Consider the following 15342-nt stretch of genomic DNA (forward strand, 5'->3'; position numbering starts at 1 on the left):
GCCCAGCCTCGGCCCTGCAAGAGGCATGGCCTGCGTGGCGGTTCCCATCGGATCCCGGACCGATAAGAGACGTATTCACACTAAATCAAACAGTTTTTGGCATCGAGGTGGGATGCTGCGCTTCGATGGATGCCGCAGGGTCCGGTTGCGTCTGCCCGATCAAGGCACAGCCCGGACGGTGGCAGGTTTCAAAAGGTGGTGCCCGCGCAAGATGGAACGCAGGGTATGACGGTCTTCGCTGTTACGACATCGAACTGGAACAGCCCCGCGTTCTGGTCGTCGATCAACGTCACCACCGGCGGGCACGTGCTGGACTTCTCGGGGCTGCCGTCGAATTTCAACCTGATTTTCGATCCGACGACCGACATGTTCACGATGTCCGACGGGGCAACGTCCTTTGTCGTCACGGATGACAATTATGCCGGGCCGCCGATGGATGCCAGTTTGGGCGGCACCACCGTCTTGTCCTTCTTCAGCCTCGTCGGCACGGGCGGCGACGATGACTGGTGGGGCGACAATTCGGCCGAGACGATCGACGGCGGCGCGGGCAACGACACGCTGCTGGGATGGTACGGCAATGACTCGATCCTTGGCGGGGCCGGTGACGACTCGATTCAGGGGCAGTTCGGCAACGATACGGTCGATGGCGGTGCTGGCTCGGACATGATCGAGACGAGCAGTGCCGCAGGGGTCGAGGTCCTGCGCGGCGGCGAAAGCGCCGGTGACGCCGACATTCTGCATTTCGTCGGCACGACAGGCGTTTCGGCCACCTTTTCCGGCGACGAGGCGGGCAGCTACACGATGGGGTCGAATTCCGGCACCTTCAGCCAGTTCGAGGTGCTGCGCGGCACCGAGGGCGCCGATACGGTCAATGCCGCGCTCGACACTGGCGGCATGGTGCTGGAGGGGCAAGGCGGCGCGGATTCGATCACCGGCGGGTCAGGTTCGGATCTGATCCGTGACGGCAGCGGCAACGACACGATCCGGGGCGGCGACGGCGCGGATTCCATCGGCGACTGGGGCACATCGACCGGCGCTGACGTCTTTTACGGCGGTGGCGGCAATGACAGCCTGATCGGCGGCAGCGATGCCGATACGCTGTTTGGCGATGCCGGTGACGACTATATCTCGGGGGCCGCGGGCAACGACCAGCTCTTTGGCGGCGACGGGGCGGACCTGTTCGCCATCTCGGACGATCATGACGGCGATACCATCGACGGCGGGTCGGGCGGCACCGATTTCGACCAGATCGCGTTTTGGGATGTCACGAGCACCGGCGGCGTCAGCGCCACCTTTGGCGGGACGGGCTTTGGCACCTATGCGTTCGCGGCGACCGCGGGGCTTGGCACGTTTGCCGAGATCGAGGGCATCTACGGCACCCAGCACAACGACACGATCAACGCGGCGGCGGATTCGGGCGGCCTGACCCTGTGGGGCGGCAGCGGGGATGATACCGTGACCGGCGGGTCCGGCAATGACGTGGTCTATGCCGAGAGCGGCGCGGATACGGTGGCGGGCGGCGCCGGGGATGACAGTCTTTATGCGGGCGACGGGGCGGATCAACTGACTGGCGGGTCCGGCGATGACGCGCTGTGGGGGGAGGCCGGCAATGACACGGTCTTCGGCGGTGACGGGGCCGACACGATCGAAGGCGGGGCCGGTCTGGACCTGCTTCTGGGCCAGAACGATGCCGACCTGTTCCACGTCGGGGACGGGTTTGGCGGTGACACCATCATCGGCGGCGAAGGGGTCACCTCGGGCGCAGACCTTGACACGCTCTTCCTCGCGCCGGTGACGACCGGCGTCACGGTGACCTATTCCGGCACCGGGATCGGAACGGTCACCGCCAGTGGCGACACGCTGACCTTCAGCGAGATCGAGGCCGTCACCGGCACAAGTCAGAACGACAGCATCGACCTGCGCAACGACACGCTGGGGGCCAGCATCGACGGCGCGCTTGGCGACGACACCATCCGGCTGGGGACCGGGCAGGACACCGTCCTTGCGGGTGAGGGGGCGGACCGGGTCTTTGGCAATGCCGGCGATGACCTGATCCAACTCGGGGCGGGGGACGACTCGATCGATTACGGCTGGGCGGTGCCCTCGCCCTTCGGGGTCGATACGGTTCTCGGCGGCGACGGCGCGGACACGCTGGACATGGACGCGCTGAACTACGCCGATTTCGACACCGGCTTGACCGGTACGATCACCGATGCCGGGTTCACCTTCACCAATGGCGCGGACACGATCACCGGATCGGGGATCGAGGTGTTCCAGCTGACCTATGGCGGCGACACGATCGATGCGTCCGCCAGCACCGGGGGCGTGTCCATCTCGACCCGGGACGGGTCATATAACGGCATCAACGACGATGTCATCACCGGCGGCTCGGGCAATGACACCATCTATTCGGCAGATGGCCACGCGGTCATCACCGGCGGGGCGGGCGATGATGTCATGTCGGGCATCAATGGTGACAAGACCTTCCTGTTCGAGGATGGCTTTGGCAACGACACCGTCGATATCTCGACCGGAACCGACACGTTCGATTTCAGCGGGCTCGGCACGCAATCGGTGACGGCCACGATGACCGGGTCGGCGGGCGTGGTGATGTCGGGTGGGGACAGCGTCACCATCGTCGGAACCAACTGGAATGCCGCCGAGGTCTTTGTCCTGAGCGGCAATGCCGACAGCTTCGATGCCTCGGGCGCGACCCTGCCGGGGGTGGGCAATCAGTCCGGCTACACCGTGGATGCGGGCGCGGGCAATGACACGCTGACCGGGGCCGGACTGTCCGACACGCTGTCGGGCGGCGCCGGGGACGATGTCATTTCCGGCGGCACCACGGCGGCGCATCTGCGCGCCGGGGATGGCGATACGATCATCGGGACGATGGCGACCGACCTGTTCGTCTGGACCGGGGCCGCCGGTGACAGCAGCACGATCATCCTCGACGACGGGTCGGGCACCGCCAACGATGCCGACGGCCATGACGAGGCGATCTATGTCGAGGGGGCAGGCGACGGATCGACCCTGCGGGTCGAGGGGTTCGATCTCGGCGACGACACGATCTTCGTCAGCGAGGCATGGACCGGCTACAGCGAGAGCTTCATCGCCACGGGCCATCATCAGGTCATCCTGACCTATGCCAGCGGCGCCACGCAGACCTTCGACATCTATCACGACGGCACGACGACCTTCGGGGCCGCGCAATTCGCCGTCAGAGCCTATCGCGATGCCATGGCGGATTCCCTGTCCGGCGGCGACGGCAATGACACCATCACCGGCGGCGAGGGGGCGGATACGCTGCTGGGCGGGAATGACGCGGACAGGTTCCTCGTGCAGGATGCCTTTGGCAATGACACGATCCTTGGCGGTGAGGGCGGGACCGATCTGGACGTGCTGGATTTCGGCGCGCTTGGCGGCGGCATCACCGTCACCGGCGGCGGGGCCGAGGCCGGGACTGCCACCGACGGTTTCGACACGCTGAGCTTTTCCGAGGTGGAGCACCTGGTGCTCACCGGCTTTGGCGACAATGTCACCGCCGGGACCGGCGCCATGAGCATCGCGGCTGGCGCTGGCGATGACACCTTCCTCGGCGGCATCGGCGACGACACCGTGGACGGAGGGGCTGGCAATGACAGCCTGACCGGTGGCGACGGCAACGACTATATCGATGGCGGCGCGGGCGATGACTTCCTGTCCACGGGGCTCGGGCAGGATACGCTGATCGGCGGCGACGGCAACGACACGCTGATGAACGCGGCGGGGGATGACAGCCTTGTGGGCGGGGCCGGGGATGACAGCATCGTGGCCTCCGCAGGCAATGACACGCTGGAAGGGGGCGATGGCAATGACACGCTGGTCGGTGGCATCGATCAGGATCGCCTGACCGGAGGTCTGGGAAACGACGTCTTTGTCTACGCGGCCGGAGACGGCAGCGACACGATCACCGATTTCAACGCGGGCAATGGCGGCACCCTGTCGGACAGCGACGCCACGAACAACGATTCCATCGACCTCTCAGGGTTCTACGACAACATATGGGAGCTGTACGCGGACCAAGCCGACGATGGCATCCTCAACCAGTCGAATACGATTGGCAGCACGGGCAAGGCGGTCGATTATTCCGACAATACCCAGTTTCTGGCGGGCGACGGGCTGACCTTCACCGGGGCGAGCGCAGACAGCAGCTTTTTCACGATCGAGAATACCGGCGTGGTCTGTTTCGCCAAGGGGACGCTGATCCGCACCCCGACCGGGCAAGTCGGCATCGAGACTTTGCGCCCCGGCGATCTTGTCCAGACCTTGGACAACGGGGCTCAGCCGGTGATCTGGGTGACGCAGCGCCGGTTGAATCATGCCCAATTGATGAATGCGCCGAACCTGCGACCGGTCGTGCTGGCGCCCGCGCTGACCGGCGGCTTTCAGCCGCTGCGCGTGTCGCCGCAGCACGGCATCCTCTTGAATCTCGGTCAGGATCAGCGGCTCTACCGCGCGGGCCACCTTTCGGAGACGAAGGGCGGCCTTGCCCGCGTGGCGCAGGGCTGCCGCAGCGTGACCTATGTCAACCTGATGTTCGAGCGCCACCAGATCCTGTTTGCCAACGGGGCCGCCGCCGAAAGCTTCTATCCGGGGCCGCAGGCCATCGCCAGCCTCAGCTTGCAGGCCCGCCGGGCCTTGGCCCGCATCCGCCCCGAGATCCTGTCGCATCGCGGGCATGAGGCCTATGGCCCGCCCGCGCGCCCCTATGCACACAAGTCCGACGTGCCGCCGCACCAGCAGTTCTTTGCCAGATACCGGGTGCCGCATCCCGCCCCGTCGCGGGCCATCAAGTCGCTTCCGCGCTAGGGCCAGCTGGTCCCACGCCAATACCCGTCGTCCGGCGCAGGGGTGTGTTGACCACGGCGACCATCGGACGGGCATAGGCAAAGCGGAAAATGGCGCTATCTGGTCTTCAAACCCCAGATCCGGAGCCGAAATGATCCTGTACGCCGTCACCGCCGTTCTCTTCCTTGTCATCGACGCGGTCATGTTGAGCGCCGTGATGAAGCCGCTGTTCACCCGTCACCTGGGCGATACGATGCGCGACAGCCCGATGCTGGCCCCGGCAGGGCTGTTCTACCTCGCCTATGTCGCGGGGTTGGTCTTTCTCGTCTCGGCGCCTGCCTTGCGCGACGCAGCCCCGGAGCGCGCCGCGCTCCACGGTGCGGTGATCGGCGCGATGGCCTACGGAACCTACGAATTCACTTCGATGTCTATCATGAAGAACTGGTCGTGGGCGATGGTCGCCACGGACACGATCTGGGGCACGGTGCTGACGGGCTTTTCCGCTTGGGCCGGTGTCATGATCCTGATGCGCATCCAAGGCTGACACGAACCCGGTCCCTATTCCGCCTCGTCGCAACAGCCGATCAGGATGCCCGTCTCGGCCACCACCTTCTGGCGGGCCAGAACGGCTGGCGGGGCGGTGATCCGCGTAGACAAGTCATATGATTTTGCACACGAAAAAAGGTGCGGCGCGCGGTGTGACGCTGTAGCCATGTCAGGCCGGGTCTTGCGCCCCACAGCGGATGTCAAAGCCGCAAGGCCAGGCATCAGACAACCGGATCGTCAAAAAGGCGTAACCCCATGATGCATTTCTATTCCTCCCCCGGCAGCTGCGGCATCGGCATGCGCATCCTGCTGGAGGAAACCGGCGCCCCGTTCGAGGCGACGCTGTTCAATCTCGCGGCCAAGGAGCACCTGAACGACGCCTACCGCGCTGTGAATCCCAAGACGAAAGTGCCTGCGCTGGTGCGCGAGGACGGATCGGTTCTGACCGAATTTCAGGCCATCGCCTTTTGGCTGGCGGACACCCATCCCGAGGCGCGCCTGCTGCCGACCGATGCCGAGGCACGGCTGCGCGTCATGGAAGTGCTCGACTACATGGTGGGGTCGGTCCACATGCGCGGCTTCACCTTCGTGATCGTGCCGGGGAAGTTCACGCAAAACCCCGACTTCCAAGCGGAACTCGTGGCGCATGGCACGGCGCAGATTGCCACCGGGTTCGGCAATCTGTCCGAGATGCTGGGGGACAAGGCGTACCTGATGGGCGATTTCTCGATTGCCGATGCGGCCATGTTCTACATGACCCGCTGGGCGCTGCTGAAGGGCATCGACATGCCTGCCAATATCGCGGCGCATCACAACCGGATGCTGGAACGCCCCGCGGTGCAGCGCGCCATCGCTGGTGAGGGGATCGAGGTCGGGCGCGCGGCCTGAGACCGGCCCGCGCTGTCGTCAGACGTCCAGTTCCTCGACGAAGCGGGCGTTTTCCTGAATGTATTGAAAACGCAGCTCGGGTTTTTTGCCCATCAGCCGTTCCACCAGATCGCCGGTTTCGCCCGGTTCATCCTCGTCGATGGTCACGCGGATCAGGGTCCGCGTGGCCGGGTCCATGGTGGTCTCTTTCAAGTCTTTGGCGTCCATCTCGCCCAGACCCTTGAACCGCTGCACGTCGATTTTACCCTTGCCACCCAAGCCCTTGGCCAGCGCCACCTCTTTCGCCGCGTCATCCGCCACGTAGATGCGCTTTGCCCCCTGCGTCAGCCGGTACAGCGGCGGGCAAGCCAAGTACAGATGCCCGTGATCGATCAGGGGCCGCATCTGGGTGAAGAAGAAGGTCATCAACAGCGAGGCGATATGCGCACCGTCGACATCCGCGTCGGTCATGATGATGATCTTGTCATAGCGCAGGTCGTCGAGGTTGAATTTCGTCCCCAGCCCCACACCCAAGGCCTCGCACAGGTCGCGGATTTCGGCGTTCGAGGTCAGCTTGTTCGACGCCGCACCCAACACGTTGAGGATCTTGCCTTTCAAAGGCAACAGCGCCTGCGTCTCGCGGAAGCGCGCGCCCTTGGCCGAGCCACCGGCCGAGTCGCCCTCGACGATGAACAGCTCGGTGCCCTCGCGGGATTTGGCCGTGCAATCGGTCAGCTTGCCGGGCAGGCGCAGCTTTTTCGTCGCCGACTTGCGCGCGGTTTCCTTTTCCTGACGGCGGCGCAGACGTTCCTCGGCCCTCAGCACAAGGAAATCGAGGATCGCACCGGCGGATTTGGTATCCGCCGCCAGCCAGTTGTCGAAATGGTCGCGCACGGCGTTTTCCACCAGCCGCTGCGCCTCGACCGTGGCAAGGCGGTCCTTGGTCTGGCCAACGAATTCCGGTTCGCGGATGAAGCAAGACACCAGCGCACAGCCGCCGGTGATCAGATCGTCGCGGGTGATCTGGCTGGCCTTGCGGTTGCTGACCAGCTCGCCATAGGCGCGGATGCCCTTGAGGATCGCCGCCCAGAACCCGGCCTCGTGCGTGCCGCCCTCGGGCGTCGGCACGGTGTTACAGTAGGACTGTATGAACCCGTCACGTGACGGCGTCCAGTTGATCGCCCATTCGACCTTGCCCGGCGTGTTGAACTTTTCCTTGAAGTCGACAACCCCGGCAAAGGGCCGGTCCGCGTAGGTCATCGATTTGCCCAGCGTCTCGGTCAGGTAATCCGCAAGCCCGCCGGGGAAGTGGAACGTGGCCTCGCAAGGCGTTTCGCCATCGTCGATCTCGGACTTCCAGCGAATCTCGACCCCGCTGAACAGATACGCCTTCGAGCGCACCATCTTGAACATGCGCGCGGGTTTGAACCTGTGATGGCCAAAGATTTCCTCATCCGCATGGAACGTCACCGAGGTCCCGCGCCGGTTCGGGGCGGCGCCGACCTTTTCGACTCCACCCAAAGGAATCCCGCGCGAAAACCGTTGTTCGAACAGTTCCTTGTTCTTGGCGACCTGCACCACCAGCGAATCCGACAGCGCGTTCACCACCGACGCGCCAACACCGTGCAGACCGCCCGAGGTCTCATAGGCATCGCCCGAGAACTTGCCGCCCGCATGCAGCGTACACAGGATCACCTCAAGCGCCGATTTGCCGGGAAACTTGGGGTGCGGATCGATCGGGATGCCGCGCCCGTTGTCGCGGATTTCCACAGCATAATCAGCGTGCAGGATCACCTCGATCCGGTTGGCATGACCGGCCACCGCCTCGTCCATGGAGTTGTCGAGGATCTCGGCCACCATGTGATGCAACGCGCGTTCATCGGTGCCGCCGATATACATGCCGGGGCGTTTGCGCACCGGTTCCAGCCCTTCGAGCACCTCGATGGAGGAGGCGTCATAGGTCGGTTCCTTGCTGTCGAAGAGAAGATCGTCGGCCATCTGCATGCTCGGTTTTGTCTGTTGATTGGCGCGCAGTATGGCATGTGCGCCGCCCCGGCACAACGCATGCAGCCGCCCCGCGCGCGCCCTTGGATAAGGCGTTTGTGATTTGACCGGGGCGGGGCGTTTGGCGGACCATCCCATCATGCTGCGATCCATTGCCCTTTTGTCCGCCGTCTGGCTGGCCACGCCCGCCATGGCCGACCCGATCGAAGTCGATGTCGAGCTGGTTCTGATGGTCGATGTCTCGCGCTCGATGACCGAGAACGAACTGGACATCCAGCGTCAGGGCTATGCCGCCGCGCTGCGCTCCGACTCGGTCTATGCGGCTGTGCAATCGGGCCTGCTGCAAAGCGTCGCCGTGACGTATGTCGAATGGGCGGGCACCCAAGAGGTCGTCGTCGACTGGACCTTGCTCCAGACCCGCGAGGATCTGGACGCCTTTGCCGCGACGCTTGAAACCTCGTTCAACCCGGCGCTGCGGCGCACCTCGATTGCCGAGGCGCTGGCCTTTGGCGCCGAGACGATCAACGCCAACGCCTATCTCGGGCTGCGGCGGGTGATCGACATTTCCGGCGACGGGCCGAACAATGCCGGGCGCGACGTGGTGACGATGCGCGATCAGGTGCTGTCGCAGGGGATCATCATCAACGGCCTGCCGCTGATGACCCGCGAGGGCATGGGCTCGCAATGGCATCTGGATGATCTCGACGTCTATTACCGAAGCTGCGTGACCGGCGGTCCCGGCTCCTTCGTGATCCCGGTTCTGGATTGGCAAGACTTCGCGGACGCGGTGCGCCGCAAGCTGGTGATGGAGATCGCCTCGCGCCCTGCCCAGCCGGAGCCTGTCCCGGTCAGCTTTGACCCGACCGATTGCCGCGTAGGAGAAAAAATGTGGGAGCAAAGGCGGGGTTGGGGGTTTCCGTGACGGGCCGGTGAGCGGCTATGCCGTCACCAACTCCCTTACGACACAGCCAAGCCCATCGCTTTGCAGACCCTGATTGCTGACTTCGCGCCAGCCGCTCTCATCGAACTCGGGAAAGAACGCGTCGGCGTCCTCGACCACCGTGTTCACCTCGGTCAGCAAAAGCCGATGCGCCATCGGCAGCATCGCCTCGTAAACCCCCTGACCGCCGATGCCATATATCCGAAAATACCCCTCGGCCCGCGCCAGACCGATGGCGGCAGAGATGCTGGGGGCGGTGAACTCATACAGGTCCGCCTGCGACGTCACCACGATGTTCAGGCGATTTTTCAACGGCTTGAAGGGCAGCGACTCCCACGTCTTGCGGCCCATGATGATCGCCCCGCCCAGCGTTTCGCGCTTGAACAAGGCAAGGTCTTCGGGGATGTGCCACGGGATGTCGCCCTGACGACCGATGGCTCCGTTGCGGGCGCGGGCTGCGATGAGCGTAATCATACCGCCACCGGCGCCTTGATCGCGGGATGGGGGTCGTAGCCGGGAAAGGCAAAGTCCTCGTATTGGAAATCGAACAGGTCCGTTACGTCCCGCTTTATTTCCAGACGGGGCAGGGGGCGCGGGGTGCGGGACAATTGCTCGCGCACCTGATCCATATGGTTGGAATAGATATGCGCATCGCCGATGGAGTGGATGAAATCGCCCGGTTCATATCCGGTCACATGCGCCAGCATATGCGCAAGCAACGCATAAGAGGCGATATTGAAGGGCACCCCCAGAAACATATCGGCAGAGCGTTGGTACAGCTGCAAATGCAGCTTGCCGCCGAGGATCTTGACCTGCCACAGGGTGTGGCAGGGGGGCAGCGCCATGTCGGGCACGTCGGCGGGGTTCCATGCGGACACGACCATGCGGCGCGAGTCGGGGCTGTTGCGGATCTGGTCGAGCAGGGTCTTGATCTGGTCGATCTCGCCATCGCGGCCGGGCCAGTGGCGCCACTGATGGCCATAGACCGGGCCAAGGTCGCCATTGGCGTCCGCCCATTCGTCCCAGATCGAAACCTTGTTGTCTTGCAGGTACTTGACGTTGGTGTCGCCGTTCAGAAACCACAAAAGCTCGATGATGATCGAGCGCAGGTGCAGTTTCTTCGTCGTCACCAGCGGAAAGCCCTCGGCCAGCGGATAGCGGCATTGCAGGCCGAAATAGCTGCGCGTGCCGGTGCCGGTGCGGTCGGTCGTGTCAAAGCCGTGGTCGAGCACGGTGCGCAGCGCGTCGAGGTATTGGTGCATGGCGTCCCCCTTGTTTGGCTTGGTGTAGCGCGGTTAAGTCTGCCGGGAAAGATCGGAGGAAATGATGCGGGCAGTGGTGTTTGAGACATTCGGCGGGCAGCCATCGGTGCAGACCGTCAGTGATCCGGTGCCGGAGCGGCACGGGGTGGTGGTGCAGGTCGGTGCGACGGGCGTGTGCCGCAGCGATTGGCACGGCTGGATGGGGCATGACAGCGACGTGGTCTTGCCGCATGTGCCGGGGCACGAACTGGCGGGGACGGTGGTCGCGGTCGGGTCGGAGGTCACGCGCTGGCAGGAGGGCGACCGGGTGACGGTGCCCTTCGTCGCCGGGTGCGGGACCTGCCCGGAATGTCATGCCGGACACCAGCAGGTGTGCGAGGCGCAGATGCAGCCCGGCTTCACCCATTGGGGGTCCTTCGCCGAATATGTGGGCCTGCATCAGGCCGATCTGAACCTGGTGCGCCTGCCCGAAGGCATGAGCTTTGCCACCGCCGCCAGCCTCGGCTGCCGGTTTGCGACGGCGTTCCGCGCGGTGGTCGATCAGGCGCGCGTGGGTGCGGGCGAATGGCTGGCGGTGCATGGCTGCGGCGGCGTCGGTCTGTCGGCGATCATGATTGCCAAGGCGCTGGGCGCGCGGGTCGTCGCGGTGGATATCAGCGACGCGGCCTTGATGCTGGCCCGTCAGATGGGGGCCGAGGCCACCGTCGATGGGCGCGCTGCGGACGTGCCCGAAGCGATCCGCGACCTGACGGGGGGCGGCGCGCATGTGGCGCTGGACGCGCTGGGCGCAAGGCAAACCTGCTGGAACGCGATCGCCTGCCTGCGCAGGCGTGGGCGGCATGTGCAGGTCGGCCTGATGCTTGGCGATCACGCCGACCCGCCGATCCCCATGTCGCGCGTCATCGGCTGGGAACTGGAAATCTATGGCAGCCACGGTATACAGGCCCATCGCTATGACGCGATGCTGGGCATGATCGGCAGCGGGCTTCTGGCCCCCGACAAGCTGATCGGCCGCGAAATTTCGCTGGACGAGTCGATCGAGGCGCTGGTCACCATGGACCGGTTCACCAATCCGGGCGCCACGGTCATCACCCGGTTCTGATGGCTTTCTGGGCGGGGTCAGACCTCGCCTGCCTGTTCCGAAATCCGTGCCGCCAGAAAGGCGGGCAGGTCGGGATGCAGGCCGAACGGTTCCAGCAGGACGCCTGCAAAGCCGGTCTCCTGCAAGGCCTCCGGCAGGTCCTCCAGCACGTGACCACGCTTCAACGCGAAGAAGGGCAGGCAGATGGATTGTGGCGGCAGGCCGTGCGCCGCTTCGACCAGAAAGGGCGCTTCTTCGACGAAACCGCACCGAATATCCGCGAAGCCCAGTGTCAGCGCGGCGGCGAATGCGCGGGTGGCCTCGGCCGGGCGCGGACTGCGGCCCGAGCCATGCCCGGCCACGAACAGCGTGGTGTCGGCGGCGGTCCAGCCCTGCGCGTCCAGCACCTGCGTCAGCCAGCGGTCGGCAAAGCCGGGCAGCCCGGCATCCAACCCGAAGGGCGGCAATTGGCGCGCAACGGTTCCGGCCAGCCGCTTGGGCAGCGCGCTTTGCGTGAACCAGCCATCGGCCATGAAGAACGGGTAGACCACCGGCGCATGGGCACCCTCCAGCGCCGCCTCCAAAGCGCCGGGAGCGGCCAGCGTCGCGCCGGATACGGGCACGCCCGGCAGGTGGGCGCCGACGCGTTCGGCCAGCGCGCGGATCTCGGTCTCGCCGGTTTGCGGGTCCGAGGGTTGTCCATGCGACACGAGGATCACGCGGTCTGTCTGGGTCATCTTCACCTCGTTGTTCCGGTCGGGCCGGTCCGGCCCTGTGGATAATTCCACGCTCTTCGTGATCGGGCATGACCACGATATAGAGGAAATACCCCAAGATACAGTAGGATGCGCCGGGCAACCGTCCACGAATGGTGGGGCAAATCTGCCTCATCCGGTTTCTGCGGACTGCCGCTGCAATTGACTTTCGGCCCAACTCCGGCCACCGTTTGGACAAAATATAAACGGGCAAGACCTGAGGCAGTCACATGTATCGCATCTTTCTAGCGCTCGCCGCCGCGAGCGTTCTTTCGGCTTGTGAGGGCGCGGCCCCCACCGTCGAACAGGGCGTCGGCATCGGCACCGGCACCCAGCCGCTGACCGAGGAAGAATCGCAGGACGACATCGCCCCGGAAACGCCCCTCGGGGATCGGAGCCCGGTCAATGTCTACGGCGATGAGGCCGACGCGGACCTGACCATGAACGACATGAAGTTCGATCCGGCCACGGGCGAACTGGTTCTCAACAACCTGCCCTTTGACGGCGACGACAACCTGTATACCCGCGATGCTGCCCTGTCGTCGGGTCTGCAGGCCGGTGGGTCCAGCTTCGATGTCTATACCAATGTCGACGGGCGCGCCTCGTATTATGCCGTGTTCCGCCGGAGCGACTCGGGCTATTCGCAAGTTGGCGCCGCCGCGACGGATCGCTATCTGGGCTTCGGCTTTGGCGGCGTGTCGGCGCAGCGCCTTCGCGGCAATGGCCGCCTGCCCAACGCCAATCAGGCCTACCTGTTCACCGGCGAATACGCGGCGGTCCGAACGGTCGACGACCCGACCACCGGCACGCAGGTGCAATACGTGGCGGGCACCGTCGAGATCGATGTCGACATTCAGGATTTCGATGTCTCCGGCGCGGTCGAGGGGGTGATCGTGGATCGCCGCTTCTTCGACGAGAACGGCGTGCGCATCGCATCGCTGGACAATGCCGACTTCGTCTCGTTGGCCACGGCGGATATCGATTTCAGCGACTGGACGATCATGTCCAGTCAGGCGACCTCGGTGGTCCGGGGCGAGACCGGGGCATCGGGCACTTGGGAAGGGCTGTTCACCGGCCCGAACGGCGAAGAGGTCGCGGGCATCGTCGTGATGGAAGGGGAGGGCCCGGTGGGCATCGACCCGGCCACGGGCGATTATATCCTTCTCGACGTCCGCGAAACCGGCGGCTTCATCGCGACGCGCTGACCGGATGCGCGTGCTCCGTTTTCTGCGCGCATCGGCGATGGCGCTGGTGCTGGCCGGCAGCGCCACGGCGGCAGCCGCCGAGATTCGGCTGACATTGCCCGAAGCGCGCGGGACGGCGGCGCGGTTCCTGATGGAAGGCCGCCCCGATGCGGCGCTGATGCTGGCCGAGGGTGTGCTGCTGGGCGCGCCCGGCGATGTCGAGGCGCTGCTGCTGAAAAGCCGCGCGCTGCGTGACCTTGGCCGCACCGATGAGGCCGGAAGCGCCGCGCGCGCGGCCCTGAACAGCTCCACGACCGCGCGAGAGGAATATTTTGCCGCGCTCGCCATGGCGCAGGCCAAAAGCTCGGGTCGGCAGGGGCTTGTTGCGCAATACTGGCTGCGGCGGGCGGCGGATGTGGCCCCGGACGATCATCTGCGCGCCACTGCCATCAACGATTTCCGTCTGGTGCGGCGCATCACGCCCGCACGCCTGCGCCTGAACCTGTCGGTCAACCCGTCCGACAACCTCAACGATGCGCCGCGCGGCGAGGTCATGTATTGGGGCCCCTTCGTCAACCAACTGGCGCGCCCCCTGAGCGGCGTCGAGACGAGGGCGCAGGTCGATTATTCCTATCGAATCGCCTTGTCGGAAAACGCACGGATCACGCTTGGCGCGCTGTACCAGATGCAGCGCGTGTCGCTGTCGGGCGATGCGCGCGCCACCGATCCGACCGCGAAGAACCGGGACTTTGCGGTGGATGTGCTGGGTGTGTCCGCAGGATACGAACGACGGGCCGCCGACAGCCGATGGCTGGCCACGGCGCAACTGTCGCAGATGCGCGTCTTGCTGGCGGGTGATCCGCTGTCCGACATCACCCGCCTTGACCTGAGCTATGGCCGGGCGCTGGGCGAGACCCTGACAGGCACCGTGAGCTTGGGCTTCGAACGCGAAACGCGGCTGGATCAATCGCTGCCCGATGCGGACAGCCGCGATATCGGGCTCAGCCTGTCCCGCAGCGGGGCGCATGGGGTCGTCAAACTGTCGGTCGCGGCCACCGACGTGATGTCCGCGTCGCCCGTCACCGCCCGCGAAGAGACGCGCGCCGCGTTGAGCTATCATCTGGCGCAGCCCGTTCTGGCCCTGCGACCCAGCCTGACGGTCAGCTACGAAGAGACCCGCTTTGACCGGGCGTGGCTGCCGATCTGGCTGGACGAAAGGCGCGATGCCGAATGGCAAGTCGCGGTCGACGCGACCATTCCGGGCTGGTCCTTCCGCGGGTTCGCGCCGGAAATCGGGGTTTCCTTCCGCGACAGAAGCTCCAATTATGTGCCTTACGAGAGCCGCGGCGCGAAACTGAAGCTCGGGCTCAAATCCGTATTCTGAGGCGCCGGGCCCCGTCCCCGCGCCCACAAGGGAGGCACTATGGGGATCACCTATCTGCACACGATGGTCCGGGTGAAGGATCTGGAAAAATCCATCGCATTCTACAAGATGCTCGGCCTGATCGAGCGCCAGCGCAAGGAAAGCGAGCAGGGCCGCTTTACGCTGGTCTTCCTGTGCCCGCCGGATCAGGCTGATGGCCATGCGGATCTGGAACTGACCTATAACTGGGACGGCGATGACGGCCTGCCCTCGGACAGCCGCCATTTCGGCCACCTCGCTTACACCGTCCCGAACATCTACGAGATGTGCCAGACGCTGATGGATGCGGGCGTGACGATCAACCGTCCGCCGCGCGACGGCCACATGGCCTTTGTCCGCTCGCCCGACAACGTGTCGATCGAGTTGCTGCAAGAGGGCGATGCACTGCCCCCGCAGGAGCCGTGGGCGAGCATGGGCAATACCGGTCATTGGTAAGGGCGCTCGCCCTTT

General features: G+C 65.0%; 12 protein-coding genes. 8 read left to right on the top strand and 4 right to left on the bottom strand.

Annotation, left to right across the window (positions count from 1 at the left end):
- Positions 1–225: 225 nt before the first annotated feature.
- The 3 genes from D8Z78_RS09745 (at position 226) to D8Z78_RS09755 (ending at position 6264) form a co-directional block, all read left to right on the top strand.
- Complete coding sequence (locus D8Z78_RS09745; protein WP_164932937.1) at positions 226–4851, top strand: Hint domain-containing protein; 4626 nt, start codon at positions 226–228, stop codon at positions 4849–4851.
- Positions 4852–4981: 130 nt separating this feature from the next.
- A complete protein-coding gene (locus D8Z78_RS09750) occupies positions 4982–5374 on the top strand; it encodes a DUF2177 family protein (RefSeq protein ID WP_121630600.1) in 393 nt (130 codons plus the stop codon).
- 257 nt (positions 5375–5631) lie between these two features.
- Positions 5632–6264 carry a glutathione S-transferase family protein gene (locus D8Z78_RS09755; protein WP_206169664.1) on the top strand — a complete coding sequence of 211 codons (633 nt, stop codon included), beginning with the start codon at positions 5632–5634 and terminating at the stop codon, positions 6262–6264.
- 18 nt (positions 6265–6282) lie between these two features.
- On the opposite strand, the gene parE is transcribed toward D8Z78_RS09755, so the two are convergent.
- Positions 6283–8241 (bottom strand): DNA topoisomerase IV subunit B, encoded by a 1959-nt coding sequence (gene parE / locus D8Z78_RS09760; RefSeq protein ID WP_121630667.1) that lies wholly within the window; start codon positions 8239–8241, stop codon positions 6283–6285.
- Between the two features lie 145 nt (positions 8242–8386).
- Here parE and D8Z78_RS09765 point away from each other — a divergent pair, with 145 nt between their 5' ends.
- Positions 8387–9169 (top strand): DUF1194 domain-containing protein, encoded by a 783-nt coding sequence (locus D8Z78_RS09765; RefSeq protein WP_121630666.1) that lies wholly within the window; start codon positions 8387–8389, stop codon positions 9167–9169.
- 15 nt (positions 9170–9184) lie between these two features.
- On the opposite strand, the gene D8Z78_RS09770 is transcribed toward D8Z78_RS09765, so the two are convergent.
- Together D8Z78_RS09770 and D8Z78_RS09775 are read right to left on the bottom strand one after the other, a co-directional pair.
- Positions 9185–9661 carry a dihydrofolate reductase gene (locus tag D8Z78_RS09770; RefSeq protein WP_121630599.1) on the bottom strand — a complete coding sequence of 159 codons (477 nt, stop codon included), beginning with the start codon at positions 9659–9661 and terminating at the stop codon, positions 9185–9187.
- Positions 9658–10449, bottom strand: a complete 792-nt coding sequence (locus D8Z78_RS09775) for a thymidylate synthase (RefSeq protein ID WP_121630598.1) — start codon at positions 10447–10449, stop codon at positions 9658–9660. Before D8Z78_RS09775 ends, D8Z78_RS09770 begins: the two co-directional genes overlap by 4 nt.
- A gap of 64 nt (positions 10450–10513) precedes the next feature.
- Here D8Z78_RS09775 and D8Z78_RS09780 point away from each other — a divergent pair, with 64 nt between their 5' ends.
- On the top strand, positions 10514–11551 hold the full coding sequence (locus D8Z78_RS09780; protein WP_121630665.1) for a zinc-dependent alcohol dehydrogenase family protein: 1038 nt from the start codon (positions 10514–10516) through the stop codon (positions 11549–11551).
- A 17-nt stretch (positions 11552–11568) separates the two neighbouring features.
- Here the strand turns inward: D8Z78_RS09780 and D8Z78_RS09785 are convergent, their stop codons facing one another.
- Entirely contained in the window at positions 11569–12267 is a 699-nt protein-coding gene (locus D8Z78_RS09785) for a sirohydrochlorin chelatase (protein WP_121630664.1), read from the bottom strand.
- Between the two features lie 248 nt (positions 12268–12515).
- Here D8Z78_RS09785 and D8Z78_RS09790 point away from each other — a divergent pair, with 248 nt between their 5' ends.
- From D8Z78_RS09790 to D8Z78_RS09800, 3 genes are read left to right on the top strand one after another with little or no spacing between them, the layout of a single operon-like run.
- Positions 12516–13490 (top strand): hypothetical protein, encoded by a 975-nt coding sequence (locus D8Z78_RS09790; protein ID WP_121630597.1) that lies wholly within the window; start codon positions 12516–12518, stop codon positions 13488–13490.
- A gap of 10 nt (positions 13491–13500) precedes the next feature.
- Positions 13501–14853 (top strand): tetratricopeptide repeat protein, encoded by a 1353-nt coding sequence (locus D8Z78_RS09795; RefSeq protein ID WP_128910761.1) that lies wholly within the window; start codon positions 13501–13503, stop codon positions 14851–14853.
- A gap of 39 nt (positions 14854–14892) precedes the next feature.
- On the top strand, positions 14893–15327 hold the full coding sequence (locus D8Z78_RS09800) for a VOC family protein (RefSeq protein ID WP_121630595.1): 435 nt from the start codon (positions 14893–14895) through the stop codon (positions 15325–15327).
- Positions 15328–15342: the final 15 nt, after the last annotated feature.

The sequence above is a fragment of the Tropicibacter alexandrii genome (assembly GCF_003667315.2).
GTDB classification, from domain to species: domain Bacteria; phylum Pseudomonadota; class Alphaproteobacteria; order Rhodobacterales; family Rhodobacteraceae; genus Tropicibacter; species Tropicibacter alexandrii.